Annotated in this window: 16 protein-coding genes; all 16 read right to left on the bottom strand. The window is 70.1% G+C overall.

Annotated features, from left to right (window positions below; all coding sequences use genetic code 11):
• Nucleotides 1–104: 104 nt before the first annotated feature.
• The 16 genes from lgt to rpoZ all read right to left on the bottom strand — a co-directional run bounded on the left by lgt (nt 105) and on the right by rpoZ (nt 13,674).
• Entirely contained in the window at nt 105–1,133 is a 1,029-nt protein-coding gene (gene lgt / locus WFJ97_RS02430) for a prolipoprotein diacylglyceryl transferase (RefSeq protein WP_247956167.1), read from the bottom strand.
• A 10-nt stretch (nt 1,134–1,143) separates the two neighbouring features.
• Nucleotides 1,144–1,947, bottom strand: coding sequence for a tryptophan synthase subunit alpha (gene trpA, locus WFJ97_RS02425; protein WP_247622467.1), 804 nt, complete (start codon nt 1,945–1,947; stop codon nt 1,144–1,146).
• A complete protein-coding gene (gene trpB, locus WFJ97_RS02420) occupies nt 1,944–3,164 on the bottom strand; it encodes a tryptophan synthase subunit beta (protein ID WP_336640356.1) in 1,221 nt (406 codons plus the stop codon). The genes trpA and trpB overlap by 4 nt, the downstream gene beginning before the upstream one ends.
• Nucleotides 3,161–3,940: an indole-3-glycerol phosphate synthase TrpC gene (gene trpC / locus WFJ97_RS02415; RefSeq protein WP_336640355.1), complete on the bottom strand. Its 780-nt coding sequence runs from the start codon at nt 3,938–3,940 to the stop codon at nt 3,161–3,163. Before trpC ends, trpB begins: the two co-directional genes overlap by 4 nt.
• Nucleotides 3,940–4,170, bottom strand: coding sequence for an HGxxPAAW family protein (locus WFJ97_RS02410; protein ID WP_247622464.1), 231 nt, complete (start codon nt 4,168–4,170; stop codon nt 3,940–3,942). The genes trpC and WFJ97_RS02410 overlap by 1 nt, the downstream gene beginning before the upstream one ends.
• 47 nt (nt 4,171–4,217) lie before the next feature.
• Nucleotides 4,218–4,808 (bottom strand): Trp biosynthesis-associated membrane protein, encoded by a 591-nt coding sequence (locus tag WFJ97_RS02405; RefSeq protein ID WP_247622463.1) that lies wholly within the window; start codon nt 4,806–4,808, stop codon nt 4,218–4,220.
• The gene (gene hisI, locus WFJ97_RS02400) at nt 4,805–5,164 is read right to left on the bottom strand and encodes a phosphoribosyl-AMP cyclohydrolase (RefSeq protein ID WP_247632203.1); all 360 of its coding nucleotides are present in this window, start codon (nt 5,162–5,164) and stop codon (nt 4,805–4,807) included. Before hisI ends, WFJ97_RS02405 begins: the two co-directional genes overlap by 4 nt.
• Entirely contained in the window at nt 5,161–5,922 is a 762-nt protein-coding gene (hisF, locus tag WFJ97_RS02395; protein WP_336640354.1) for an imidazole glycerol phosphate synthase subunit HisF, read from the bottom strand. Before hisF ends, hisI begins: the two co-directional genes overlap by 4 nt.
• Nucleotides 5,922–6,761, bottom strand: coding sequence for an ATP phosphoribosyltransferase (gene hisG, locus WFJ97_RS02390; protein WP_247632201.1), 840 nt, complete (start codon nt 6,759–6,761; stop codon nt 5,922–5,924). Before hisG ends, hisF begins: the two co-directional genes overlap by 1 nt.
• A 38-nt stretch (nt 6,762–6,799) precedes the next feature.
• The gene (locus tag WFJ97_RS02385) at nt 6,800–7,063 is read right to left on the bottom strand and encodes a phosphoribosyl-ATP diphosphatase (protein ID WP_017202142.1); all 264 of its coding nucleotides are present in this window, start codon (nt 7,061–7,063) and stop codon (nt 6,800–6,802) included.
• On the bottom strand, nt 7,060–7,740 hold the full coding sequence (gene rpe / locus WFJ97_RS02380; protein ID WP_282185352.1) for a ribulose-phosphate 3-epimerase: 681 nt from the start codon (nt 7,738–7,740) through the stop codon (nt 7,060–7,062). Before rpe ends, WFJ97_RS02385 begins: the two co-directional genes overlap by 4 nt.
• 2 nt (nt 7,741–7,742) lie before the next feature.
• Entirely contained in the window at nt 7,743–9,221 is a 1,479-nt protein-coding gene (locus WFJ97_RS02375) for an RsmB/NOP family class I SAM-dependent RNA methyltransferase (RefSeq protein WP_336640353.1), read from the bottom strand.
• The gene (gene fmt / locus WFJ97_RS02370; RefSeq protein WP_336640352.1) at nt 9,218–10,138 is read right to left on the bottom strand and encodes a methionyl-tRNA formyltransferase; all 921 of its coding nucleotides are present in this window, start codon (nt 10,136–10,138) and stop codon (nt 9,218–9,220) included. Before fmt ends, WFJ97_RS02375 begins: the two co-directional genes overlap by 4 nt.
• Nucleotides 10,139–10,156: 18 nt before the next feature.
• Nucleotides 10,157–12,115, bottom strand: a complete 1,959-nt coding sequence (locus WFJ97_RS02365) for a primosomal protein N' (protein WP_336640351.1) — start codon at nt 12,113–12,115, stop codon at nt 10,157–10,159.
• A gap of 16 nt (nt 12,116–12,131) precedes the next feature.
• Nucleotides 12,132–13,325 (bottom strand): methionine adenosyltransferase, encoded by a 1,194-nt coding sequence (gene metK, locus WFJ97_RS02360; RefSeq protein WP_336640350.1) that lies wholly within the window; start codon nt 13,323–13,325, stop codon nt 12,132–12,134.
• A 91-nt stretch (nt 13,326–13,416) separates the two neighbouring features.
• Nucleotides 13,417–13,674, bottom strand: a complete 258-nt coding sequence (gene rpoZ, locus WFJ97_RS02355) for a DNA-directed RNA polymerase subunit omega (protein WP_247622455.1) — start codon at nt 13,672–13,674, stop codon at nt 13,417–13,419.
• Nucleotides 13,675–13,737 lie beyond the last annotated feature (63 nt).

The raw sequence follows: 13,737 nt of genomic DNA, 5'->3' as shown, positions 1-13,737 counted from the left end.
GCTGGAAGTACACCAGTTACCGTCCTCAGATATTCAAGTGACACCGGGGACGACGTTGGCCCGCTCGTTCAGTGCAATGGTTCTCTCGCGCCACGAGGTGGCGGCTATCGGGAGCCGTTCTCGCTCGTGGGAGCGGTGCTTGTGGCGGTAGCTCCTGCGGTGACGTCGTCTGCCGGAGGCTCGCTCACGTCGACGAAGTCAGAGGGATTGTCCTGCGATTGTACATCAGCGTCGTCCTGGTCCTTCCGCGACCGGCCGGGCACGTACGGCGACGGCTCGAGTCCGGGGTGGCGACGCGTCTGCACGACGAGGATCACGAGACCCACGATGATGCCGAGAATTGCGGCTGCGACGTTGCTTCGCAGGCCGAGGATGATCTCGCTCGGGTCGATGCGGATCGACTCCCAGACGACGCGTCCTGCGCTGTACCAGATGAGGTAGATCGCGAAGAGGCGGCCCCACTGGAAGAACAGCTTGCGACCGAGCCACAGCAGCACGATGACGCCCAGGCCGTTCCAGATGACCTCGTAGAGGAAGGTCGGGTGGAAGAGCGTGCCCTCCGGGAGTCCGGGCGGGAAGGCGCTGTTCGTCGACTCGATCTCGAGTCCCCAGGGCAGATCGGTCGGGAGGCCGAAGAGCTCGTGGTTGAACCAGTTGCCGAAGCGGCCCATCGCCTGCGCGAGGAGCAGTCCCGGTGCGAGAGCGTCGGCGAAGGTCCAGAACCGGATGCCGGTCCACTTGCAGCCGAGGTACGCACCGACTGCACCGCCGATGAGGGCGCCGAAGATGGCGATGCCACCCTCCCAGATCGCCCAGACGGATCCGGGCTGGAACGGGTTCCAGGTGTTGATGCCCTCGCCGAAGTAGTCGTTCGGGTGGGTAGCGACGTGGAAGATCCGCGCACCGATGATGGCGAGTGGGACCGCGAGGATCGAGATGTCGATGACGACCCACGGCTCCGCTCCGCGCTTGGTGAGGCGGTGGTTGGTCAGCAGCGTGGCCACGATGATCCCCGCGATGATGCACAGCGCGTAGTAGTGGATCGTGAGCGGCCCGAGAGTGAAGGAGGACACGGGCGGGCTCGGGATGCTGGTGAGCACGCCGGTGAGGGTGCTGTGGAGCGCGAGGGACATGAGTGCGATCCTACTTCTCGGTGACGGGGCGCGACGACGACGTGCCGTCGGCCAGGGTTCGGGTGACCTCGGCGAGAGCGTCGAGGCCCCCGTCGCGGAGGGCGCGGACGAGCGCCGTACCGACGATCGCACCGTCGGCGTACTCGGACACCGCGGCGATCTGCTCGGGCGTGGAGATTCCGATCCCGACGCAGGCGCGGGTGGCGCCCTGTGCGCGCAGGCGTCCGACGAGGGTACGGGCGGCGCGGTCCAGTTCGGCCCGCTCCCCCGTGATTCCCATGGTCGAGACGGTGTAGACGAAACCGGTGGACGAACGCACGACCAGGGCGAGTCGTTCATCGGACGAGGTCGGCGCGGCGAGGAAGACCCGGTCGAGGCCGGTGCGCTCGCTCGCGGCGATCCACTCGTCGGCGACCTCGGGCGTGATGTCGGGGGTGATGAGCCCCGCCCCACCGGCGGCGAGCAGGTCGTCGGCGTACCGGTCGACACCGTACTGCACGACCGGGTTCCAGTAGGTCATGACGAGGACCGGAACATCGGTGGCCGCGGTGATGGCGCGCAGCGCGGTGAAGAGATCGGCCGTCCGGAAGCCGGCGGCCAGCGCGGCGGTCGTCGCCTCCTGGATGACGGCACCGTCCATGACCGGATCACTGTAGGGCGGTCCGAGCTCGATGATGTCGACCCCGTTGCGGGCGAGGGTGATCGCCGCCTGGATGCTCGTCTCGAGATCGGGGTAGCCGACCGGGAGGTAGCCGACGAAGACCTTGCGCCCCTCGGACTCCGCCTTCTCGAAGGCGCGCTCGATGCGACTCACTGATCTCCTCCATCGGTCGTCGAGGCGTCATAGAGGTCGAAGTAGGTCGCGGCCGTCGCCATGTCCTTGTCCCCGCGTCCCGACAGGCACACCGCGATGACGGCATCCGGTCCGAGTTCGCGTCCGATGCGCAGCGCGCCGGCGAGAGCGTGGGCCGACTCGATGGCCGGGATGATGCCCTCGGTGCGGCTGAGGAGGCGCAGCGTCTGCATCGCCTCGTCATCCGTGGCGGGGATGTATGTGGCTCGCCCGATGTCGGCGAGCCACGAGTGCTCCGGCCCGACCCCCGGGTAGTCGAGGCCGGCCGAGATCGAGTGGGACTCGACGGTCTGGCCGTCGCCGTCCTGCAGAACGTAGGTGCGCGAACCGTGGAGCACACCCGGACGGCCGCGCTCGATCGACGCCGCGTGCCGCGGGGTGTCGACGCCGTCGCCCGCGGCCTCGACGCCGTACAGTCGCACGCCTTCGTCGTCGAGGAACGCGTCGAACATGCCGATCGCGTTGGAGCCCCCTCCGACGCACGCCACGACGGCGTCCGGAAGGCGTCCGACCTCGGAGAGGAGCTGGTCGCGCGCCTCTTCGCCGATGATCTTCTGGAAGTCGCGGACCATCGCCGGGAACGGGTGCGGGCCCGCGGCGGTGCCGAAGATGTAGTTGGTGGTCTCGACCGAGGCGACCCAGTCGCGGTACGCGTCGTTGATCGCGTCCTTGAGGGTGCGCGAACCGGAGGTCACCGCGACGACCTCTGCACCGAGCAGCCGCATGCGCGCGACGTTGAGCGCCTGGCGCTCGGTGTCGACCTCGCCCATGTAGATGGTGCATTCGAGTCCGAAGAGCGCGGCGGCGGTGGCGGTGGCGACACCGTGCTGCCCCGCACCGGTCTCGGCGATGACACGGGTCTTGCCCAAGCGCTTCGTCAGCAGCGCCTGCCCCAGAACGTTGTTGATCTTGTGGGAACCCGTGTGGTTGAGATCCTCGCGCTTGAGGAAGACGCGCGCTCCCCCGGCGTGCTCGGCGAAGCGCGGCACCTCGGTGAGGATCGACGGGCGCCCGGCATAGGAGGTCAGGAGCCCGGCGAGTTCCGCACGGAACTCCGGATCGGCGACCGCGGCCTCGTAGGCCGCCGTCAGTTCGTCGATCGCCGCGATGAGCGATTCCGGCATGTACCGGCCACCGAAGCTTCCGAAGTACGGACCATGCTGTTCACGCAGGCTCATTCGCCGGCCTCCAGGAAAGTGGTGAGTGTCGCGACCGGGTCGCCGGTGACGAGCGCCTCGCCGATGAGGACGACGTCGGCGCCCGCACCCCGGTAGTGGGCGACGTCGGCGGGTGTGAGGACCGCGGACTCGGCGATCTTGATCGCGGAGTCCGGGATGCGGTCGGACAGTCGTCCGAAGAGATCGCGATCGAGCTCGAGCGTCGTGAGGTCGCGTGCGTTCACCCCGATGAGCGGTGCGCCGAGATCGATCGCCGCCTCCAGCTCGTCGGCGGAGTGCGTCTCGACGAGCGGCGTCATACCGAGCTCGCCGATGAACCCGAAGAGCTCCCGCAGCACGGCGGGCTCCAGTCCGGCGACGATCAGCAGCACCAGGTCGGCCCCGGCCGCACGCGCTTCGAGCACCTGATAGCGGGTGGCGATGAAATCCTTGCGCAGCACCGGCAGCGACACGCGGGCGGTGACCGCCTCGAGGTCGGCCAGGCTGCCACCGAAGCGACGCTCCTCGGTCAGCACACTGATCGCCGACGCACCGCCGGTCTCGTACAGCGATGCCTGGAGTGCCGGATCGGGGATGTCGGCGAGTGCCCCGCGCGACGGACTCGCACGCTTGACCTCGGCGATGATCTTCACTCGCTCCGCGGGCGCGAGGAGCGACAGCGCATCCTTCGCGGCGGGCCGCGCGAGGGCTTCTCGCTCGACCTGTGCCAACGGACGCGACAGGGCGCGACGCTCGGCGTCTGCGACAGCGCCGGCCGTCAGGTCGGCGAGAACCACTAGTGCGCCTTCGGCGAGTACTTGGGGCCCTTCACGCCGTAACCGGCCTTGGCGAGGATCCAACCGACGAGCGCACCGATCGGGATCAACGCGGCCGTGATCCAGACGAGGGTCGGCTGCTCGAAGCAGAACGCGACCGTGGCGGCGGTGAAGCCGATGAGCATGATCACGACAGCGGTCCAAGCCGCAGGCGAGTGTCCGTGGCCGGGGTCGGCGATCGGGTTGGTCATGGTCTCCTCCGGGGAACGACAGCGGGATCGGATTCAGTCTATCGGGGTCATCGGGTCGGATCGGTTCCGCGGGACAGGTCGTCCCAGGAATCGATCGCATCGACGGGGCCGTCGGTGTGGGCGGGGACATCGTCTCCCGTGCGGTACCGACGCCCGCCGCTCTTCCAGCGTCGCCACGTGCACAGCGCGAACACGGCCGCGGCGAGGAGCAGCACCCACCCGACCAGTGCGATGACCGGCCAGGCCGAGGGGGTGATCGACGCGACGACCGTCTCGACGGCGGAATCACCGGCGAGACCCGTCGCCTCGGTCACCGTCGGAGCCACGGCCGACAGCGGCACCCCGACGAGCAGCTGGAGCGTCGACCACCCGAGGAACACGGCGGCCACGGCGGCGAGCACCGCGAAGATCAGGCGCAGTACCGGGCCGGCGATCGACAGCGCCGCGCCGAGCGCGAGCACGGCGAGACTCAGCGGGGCGAGCAGCACCAGAGCGGATGCTCCGGGGACGAGGATCTCGGCCCCGGCATCCGCTCGCTGCACGGTCAACCAGGTCTGCGTCGACGAGATGATCCCGATCGCACCGGCGAGAAGGAACCCGAGGAGGGTGATCGATCGTCCGCGTCGCGCCACGTTCATTCGGACGCGCCCCCGACCGCGGCTTCGAGATCGGTCGTGTCGAAGCACGTGCGCGTCCCCGTGTGGCACGCGGGGCCGGTCTGATCGACCGAGAGCAGGATCGCGTCACCGTCGCAGTCGAGTCGGGCTCCGTGCACGACCTGGATGTTGCCGGAGGTGTCGCCCTTGCGCCAGTACTCCTGGCGCGAACGTGACCAGTACGTCGCACGACCGGACGTGAGAGTGCGCCGCAGGGCCTCCTCGTCGACCCACGCCATCATGAGCACCTCGTGCGAGTCGTACTGCTGCACGATCACCGGGGCGAGTCCATCGGAGTTCCAGGCCACCTGGGCGACCCTGGCATCGAGATCGGTCATCGGACCAGCACTCCTTCTGCGCGCAGCGCATCCTTCACGTCGCCGATGGTCAGCGCGCCCGTGTGGAACACGCTGGCGGCGAGCACGGCATCGGCTCCCGCGTGGATCGCCGGGGCGAAGTGCTCCACGGCACCGGCACCACCGGAGGCGATCACGGGGACGGTCGCGACCTCACGCATGAGGCTCACCAGCTCGAGGTCGAAACCGTCGCGCGTGCCATCCGCGTCGATCGAGTTCACGAGAAGCTCTCCGGCGCCGCGCTCGGCAGCTTCGCGCGCCCACTCCAGGGCATCGAGCGTCGTCTGCGTGCGGCCTCCGTGCGTGGTGACGACGAAACCGGAAGCGGTGTTCCCCGCGCGCTTGACGTCGAGCGACAGCACGAGCACCTGCGCGCCGAAGCGGTCGGCGATCTCGCCGATGAGGTCGGGCCGCGCGATGGCCGCGGAGTTGACGCCGACCTTGTCCGCACCCACGGCCAGAAGCCGAGCCACGTCGTCGACGGTGCGCACTCCCCCGCCGACGGTCAACGGCACGAAGACCTGCTCCGCCGTGCGCTGCACGACGTCGTAGGTCGTCGCACGGGCGTCGACCGTGGCCGTGACATCGAGGAAGGTGATCTCGTCCGCGCCCTGAGCGGCGTAGTGCCGGGCGAGTTCGACAGGGTCCCCCATGTCGCGGAGGTTCTCGAAGTTCACGCCCTTCACGACGCGGCCGGCGGCGACGTCGAGGCACGGGATCACGCGCCGCGCGAGAGCCATCAGAGCCTCGCGGCGTGGATGGCGGTGACGAGGATCGCCCGCGCTCCGAGCGCGTAGAGGTCGTCCATCACCTGGTTCACGCGCTTGCGCGGGATCATCACTCGGACGGCGACCCAGGCGGGATCGCGCAGCGGCGAGATCGTCGGAGATTCGCGCCCCGGAGCGATCGCGACGGCCTGATCGACGAGTTCGGCCGGCAGGTCGTAGTCGACCAGCACGTAGCGGCGGGCGACCATCACCCCGCGCAGGCGACGCAGCAGCGTGTCGGTGCCATCGGCATCGCCGTCACGGCTGATCAGCACGGCCTCGGACTCGAGGATCACCGGACCGAAGATCTCCAGACCCGCCTGGCGGAGGGTCGTACCGGTCGAGACCACATCGGCCACGGCATCCGCCACTCCCAGGCGCACGGCCGACTCGACGGCACCGTCGAGCTGCACGAGTTCGGCGGTGACACCGTGCTCGCGCAGGAAGGCGCCGACGAGGCCCGGGTAGGCGGACGCGACGCGCACGCCCTCGAGGTCCTCCAGCGAGGAGAAACGCCCCGGAGGGCCCGCGAAGCGGAACGTCGAGCCACCGAATCCGAGCTGCTCGATCTCGCGCGCGGGCTGCTGCACGTCGAGGAGGAGGTCACGACCGGTGATTCCCACGTCGAGCGCGCCGGACGCCACGTAGGTGGCGATGTCGCGCGGGCGGAGGAAGAAGAACTCGACGTCGTTCTCGGCGTCGATCACGTGCAGGGTCTTGGGGTCGCGCCGGCCGGCGTATCCGGCCTCCGCGAGCATCTCGGCGGCGGTCTCGGAGAGAGAGCCCTTATTGGGAACGGCAATGCGCAGCATGTCTGACTTTCAGATCGAATCGGGATGGGCGGAGCGCATCACAGATGTCGATAGACGTCCTGCAGGGAGAGTCCCTTCGCGAGCATCATCACCTGAACGTGGTAGAGCAGCTGGGAGATCTCCTCGGCGGCGGCCTCATCGGATTCGTACTCCGAGGCCATCCAGACCTCGGCGGCCTCCTCGACGATCTTCTTGCCGATGGTGTGCACGCCGCCGTCGAGCTCGGCGACCGTGCCCGATCCCTCGGGTCGGGTCTCGGCCTTGACACTGAGCTCGGCGAACAGCTCGTCGAAAGTCTTCACGCTTCCAGGCTACCGGCTCCCGCGAGGCCCCTGAGCCGCGTGACGGCGGCTTCGACGTCGTCGGCACCGTACACCGCCGATCCCGCGACGAAGGTGTCGGCCCCCGCGGCTGCGGCGATCTCGATCGTGCGATCGGAGATCCCCCCGTCCACCTGCAACCAGACATCGGATCCCCGACGCCGCGCCTCGTCGGCGAGTCCGCGCAGCTTCGGCATCGTCTCGGGCATGAATCCCTGGCCGCCGAAGCCGGGCTCGACGGTCATCACGAGGATCTGATCGAACTCGTCGAGGATGTCGTAAAGACTCTCCCCCGCGGTCCCCGGCTTGATCGCCACGCCGGCACGCGCACCGATGTCGCGCAGACGGCGGGCGAGCGCCACCGGATCGGCGGCGGCCTCGAGATGGAACGTCACGCTCGCGGCCCCCAGCTCGGCGTAACCGGGAGCCCAGCGGTCGGGATCCGAGATCATCAGATGCACATCGAGCGGGATCGGACTCGTCGCCTGGATGCGCTCGACCATCTGCGGTCCGAACGTGAGATTCGGCACGAAGTGGTTGTCCATGACGTCGACGTGCGCGAAGTCGGCGGAGGCGATCTTCGCGAGGTCCCTCTGCATGTTGACGAAATCGGCGGCGAGGATGCTCGGGTTGATGCGCGGCGCGCGGGGAAGCTCCACGGTCACTCTCCCTTCGGTACGCGCTGCAGGAGCGCGAGGAACATGGCGTCGGTGCCGTGACGGTGCGGCCACAGCTGGACGGAACCGGACTCGGCGCGGCCGTCGGATGCGAGATCGATCGGCGAACGGGAGATCTCGGAGATCACGGCCCGGGCATCGAGCTCGACGAGGTCCTCCCTCCCGCGGAGAACCTCCTGCACCACTCCGGTCGTCTCGGCGAGGTGAGGCGAGCAGGTGACGTAGGCCACGATGCCGCCGGGCGCGAGGGCGTCGACCGCCGCCGACAGCAACTGCTCCTGGAGCGGAACCAGCTCGGCGACATCGGCGGGTGACTTGCGCCAGCGCGCCTCCGGGCGTCGCCTCAGCGCACCGAGACCGGTGCAGGGAGCGTCGACGAGCACGCGATCGAACTCGCCGGGGCGAGAGGCGGCGAGCACACGGCCATCCTCTTCGTGCACCGGGATGTCTCCGGGGACCGGGCGCAGCGCGCTGCGCACCAGCCCCGCGCGGGTCGGGACCACCTCGTTCGCTTCGAGCACGGCGCCGGTCTCGTGGGCGATCGCGCCGAGCAGGGCGGTCTTGCCGCCGGGGCCCGCGCAGAGGTCGAGCCACTTCTCTCCCGGGGCGATCGGCTTCGCCGCGGCGAGAGCCAGCGCGACGAGCTGCGAGCCCTCGTCCTGCACGCGGACGGTTCCGCGCGCATCGGTGATGATGCGGTGGGGATCGCCGCCGGGTGATCCGAACGCGGTCGCGGCATACGGGCGACGGGGCTCCGCCGGCTCGGCGAGCCCGGGAAGGGCGACCAGCGTCACCTCGGGAGAGGCGTTGTCGGCCTCGAGAAGCGCATCGAGCTCCGACACCCGGCCCTCGGCGTCGAGCGCGCGGCGAAGCGCACGGATCACCCAGACGGGATGCGCGCTGCGCAGTGCCAGGCGCTCGTCGTCGGACCGCGCGGACGATTCGATCTTGTCCTGCCACTCGCCCGGCGTCTCGCGCGAGACTCGGCGGAGCACGGCGTTGGCGAAGCTCGACGCTCCCCGGCTCACCTCGGTGGCGACGATGTTCACCGACTCGTTCACCGCGGCGTGCGATGCCACGCGCGTGGCGAGCAGCTGATGCACGGCCAGGCGCAGCGCATCGAGGACCGCAGGATCGATCGAGTCGACCGGACGATCGGCGGCGGCGGAGATGATCGCGTCGTAGGTGCCGCGACGGCGGAGCGTGCCGTAGGTCAGCTCGGTCGCCAGCGCCGCGTCCTGCGGAGTGAGACCGGCCTCGCCGATCGCGTGCGGCAGCGCGAGGTTCGCGTAGGCGTCGTCCGCGGACACGGCTCGAAGGACTCCGTAGGCCACCCGTCGCGCGGGCTGCACGGCGCGAGCCTGCACCCGCTGACCGCTGCCCCGTGCCGATCGCTGCGTGGCATCGGTCCGGGGACGGGAGGGCCCGGGCTTGCCCTGGCGCCGTCGCTTGTCGTCGCTCATGATCCTGCACGCATCCCTTCGGCGTCCCGCTGTCCGCGCCACCAGTCGGCGGCGTTCATCGCTCCCTTGCCCGCGGGCTGCACGCGCGTGACGGCGAGCGGGGCCGACGCGGTGCCGATCAGCACCGCCGTCTTCGTCGCGCTGATCTCCCCCGGTGCGAGCTGAGCCCTCTCGGCAGCAGGAGCGGCTTCGAGGATCTTCACCCGCTGTCCGCCGACGGTCGTATGCGCGCCGGGTTCGGGGGTGACCCCGCGGAACCGCGCGAAGACGACCTCGACCGGGGCCGACCAGTCGAGGGCGCCGTCCTCGAGCGTGAGTTTGGGGGCGAAGGAGGGCTCTCCCGTCTGGGGAACGGCGCGGGCGCTGCCGTCGGCGATCGCGGCGACCACGTCGGCGGTGAGCGCCGCACCGTCGTCGGCGAGTGCCGCGAGGGCGACGTCCGCGGTCGACGAGTCGGGAAGCGCGATCTCCCGCGTCGCGAACACATCGCCCGCGTCGAGCTCTGCGACGAGCCGGAACACGCTCGCACCGAGCACGGGATCGCCGGCGATCAGCGCGCGCTGCACCGGTGCGGCGCCGCGCCACGCGGGCAGGATCGAGAAATGCAGGTTGATCCAGCCCTCGCGGGGCCCCGAGAGGAGCGGCTCCCGCACGAGGCCACCGTAGGCGACGATCACGCCGAGCTCCGGCTCGAGGGCGAGGATGCGTTCGGTCGCCTCGGCGTCGAGGCGGGCAGCTGCGATGACGGGGATGCCGAGCTCGACAGCGGCCTGGGCGACCGGGGACGGCGTGAGCACCCGCTTGCGTCCGAGCGGCGCGTCGGGTCGTGTGACGACACCGACGACATCGTGCTCGGTCGCCAGGCGGCGGAGCGTGGGAACGGCAGCGGCCGGTGTGCCGGCGAAGACGAGGCGCATGAAGGTTCTCCGGAGGGATCAGAGTTCAGGATCGAGGATATCGAGGCGGACGGTGAGGGTGCTCCGCGGATTCTTCCCGCGGCCGCGGCGGCTGGCGACCGCTTCGGCGACGACGGCGGCGCGCAGCGCGGTCACCACCCGTGTTCCGGCGCCGTACTCGAATCGTACGAGCGCGCGCACGCGGGCAGGGATGTCGTCGGACTCGACGGGCACGGGGCCCAGCACGGCATCCGAGGGCAGCGCGAGCTCTCCGAGCGCGATGAGCGCGCGCGAGACGGCGGCCGCCGACCCCTCGACGAGAGCAACCCGCGTCGTGGGCGGCATGTGCAGGGGTGCGCGGCTCTCGAGCTCGGAGCGGGCGTAACCGCTCTGGTTCCAGGTCGCCAGCGCGCGCGCGGCCTGGCCGTTCACGCCGACGAGGTGGATGGGTGCGCCGTGAGCCGCGAGAGCCGCAGCATTCGACCACCAGCGCAGACACGACTCGCCGATACGAAGGTCCGGCGATTGCAGCATCCGCGGGCCGTCGAGCAGGACGACCGCTCGATACCCGCCGTCGGCCGCGGGTTCGGCACCGCGCGTCGCCACGACCAGCGCGGGCTTGGCATCGACCCGCTCGACGGGGTGCGCACCGTCCGCCACGATCACTCGGACTCCCGGGAACGCGCGACCGAGTTCATCGGCCGTGCGTTCACTGCCCGAGGACGCGAGGCGCAGCTTCGTCGACGAGCACGTCGGGCAGGTCCAGGCGCGTGCGCTCCGACCGCACCAGCCGCACACCGGCACCGCGCCCCGATGGCGTGCGCCGAGGGGACCGCCGCAGTGCGCACAGCGCGCGGGTGCCCGGCACTCGGCGCACACCAGGGAAGGAGCGAACCCGGGGCGCGACACCTGGACGAGCACGGGGCCCTCCGCCGTCGCCTCACGGGCGGCGAGGAAGGCCGACGAGGGCATGCGCTGCGCGGTGGGCTGCTCCATCTCCTGCGGCGTGCTCAGGATGACGCGGGGAAGGACGCGACGTGTCGCTCGGATGTCGCGGAGCCACCCGAGGGCGACGAGACGTTCGACGTCGGTCGTGCGGGTGTGCCCGGCGAGGAGGAGAGCGGACCCCTCTTCGCCCTGGCGGAGGAGGGCCGCATCGCGCGCGTTGACGTACGGGGCCAGCGGCTCGCCGAGCAGCGGGTCACCGTCGTCCCAGATCACGACGAGTCCCGCCCGCACGGGCGCATAGACGGCGGAGCGGTTGCCGACGACGATGCAGGGCGCGTCCTCGAGCGAGCGGAGGAATGCGCGGTAACGATCCGGGTTCGTCTGGCGCGAGTCGTAGCGCACCACCTGCTCAGCCGGGACGAGGTCGGCGAGGGCGGCGAGCACCCGATCGAGATCACGGTGATCGGGAACGACCAGGATCGATGATCTCCCGGCGGCGAGAGTGCGCACGGCGGCGCCGGCGAGAAGCACGGCCCATGCCGGTCGACCATCGTCGAGACCCGGAATGGCCTCGACCGCCGCACGTCCTCCGTCGCGCAGGGTCTCCCCCAGTCCGTCGTACAGGGAGACGACGGCCTCCGCTGCGGCGACGACCTCGGCGGACGGCTCGAACGGCGAGGAGTCGGCGGTCCAGGCCTTCTCGACGCGCACCTGCCGCTTCGGGATGACGAGGCGGAGGATGTCGGATGCCGAACCCGCGGCGCGATCGGCGACCGCTCGGGCGAGCCGGTGCAATCGCTCCGGCAGCACCTGGACCGGAGAGACGACGGTGTCGACCTCGGACAGCGGCCGGTCGGCGTCGTCCTCGGTGCCGACCTCGACGACGTAGCCGTCGATCACCCGCCCCGCCGTGCGCAGCGGCACTTTCACGCGCACACCGGGCGCGACGTCGCCGAGCTCGGCGGGAACCGCGTAGTCGAAGAGACGGTCGAGCTGCGGCAGCGGTGAGTCGAGCAGCACGCGCGCGATGCGCCGGCTCTCGGCGCTCATGGGAGGTGGCGTTCCGTCACAGGCCGGCGGCGCGGCGCAGCTCGTCGACCCGATCCGTGCGCTCCCACGTGAAGTCGGGCAGCTCTCGGCCGAAGTGACCGTAGGCAGCGGTCTGCGCGTAGATCGGGCGCAGCAGGTCGAGCTGTTCGATGATCGCCTGCGGTCGCAGATCGAAGACCTCGTTGATGGCCCGGGTGATGATCTCGTCGGAGACCTTGCCGGTGCCGAAGGTCTCGACGTAGAGGCCCACGGGGCGCGCGACGCCGATCGCGTAGGCGACCTGCACCTCGAGCCGGTCCGCCAGTCCGGCCGCGACCGCGTTCTTCGCGACCCAGCGGGTCGCGTACGCGCCCGAGCGATCGACCTTGGACGGGTCCTTGCCGCTGAACGCTCCCCCGCCGTGGCGCGCAGCCCCGCCGTAGGTGTCGATGATGATCTTGCGTCCGGTCAGGCCGGCGTCGCCCTTGGGGCCACCCGTGACGAACGGGCCCGCAGGGTTGATGTAATACGTGACGTCATCGAGGTCGAGGCCCGTGGTCGCGAGCACGGGCGCGATCACGCGCTGGCGCACGAGGGACTTGAGCTCGTCCTGAGAGATGTCGGGGTGGTGCTGGGTCGACACGACGACCGCGTCGACGGTCTTCGGGGTGAAGCCGTCGTAGCCGAGCGTGACCTGTGTCTTGCCGTCGGGGCGGAGGAAAGGGAGCTCGCCGCTGCGGCGGACCTCGGTGAGGCGTTCGGCGATGCGATGCGCCGTCCACGCCGCCATGGGCATGAGCTGCGGCGTCTCGTTCGTCGCGAACCCGAACATGATGCCCTGGTCGCCGGCTCCGAGGCCGTCGAGCGGGTCGACGGAGGAACCGTCGCGGTGCTCCTGTGCGTTGTCGACGCCGTGCGCGATGTCGGTGGACTGCTCGCCTACGGAGACGCTCACGCCGCAGGAATCGCCGTCGAAGCCGGTCTCGCTGGAGGTGTAGCCGATGCCGTTGACCACCTGGCGGACGATCGTCGGGATGTCGACGTACGCCTCGGTACGGATCTCGCCGGCCACGTGCACGAGGCCGGTGGTGACGAGGGTCTCGACCGCGACGCGGGAGTCCTGGTCCTTCGAGAGCAGACCGTCGAGGATGCTGTCCGAGATCTGGTCGCAGATCTTGTCCGGGTGCCCTTCGGTGACGGACTCGGACGTGAACAGACGCAGGGCGCTCATCGGGGACTCCAGAACGGGATCGGAAGGGGAAGGGCTGATGAACCCATTCTGGCCCGCGCCACCGACAGAGCGGGTGCGCGGGCCGCGAATATCACTCTGCGTGACGCAGGCGGAGCTTGTCCTCGTTGATCTCGTGCAGCGCGATCGTGAGCGGCTTGTCCTCGACCGAGGAGTCGACGAGCGGGCCGACGTTGTCGAAGAGGTTGCCCTCGTGCAGATCGGAGTAGTAGTCGTTGATCTGACGTGCGCGCTTCGACGCGTAGATCACGAGCTCGTACTTCGAGTCGACGCGGTCGAGCAGGTTGTCGATGGGGGGATCGATGATGCCCTTGGTGTGGTGTCCGGCCATGATGAGACCTCCTGATCAGGCGACGGGATCGTCGCGAAGACGGTGCGATGGGCGCGCGAGAGC

Source organism: Microbacterium sp. USHLN272 (genome assembly GCF_037149655.1).
In the GTDB taxonomy this organism is placed as follows: domain Bacteria; phylum Actinomycetota; class Actinomycetes; order Actinomycetales; family Microbacteriaceae; genus Microbacterium; species Microbacterium galbinum.
Note: the sequence above shows the minus strand (reverse complement) of the source record. Positions and strands in the feature narration are given on the sequence as shown.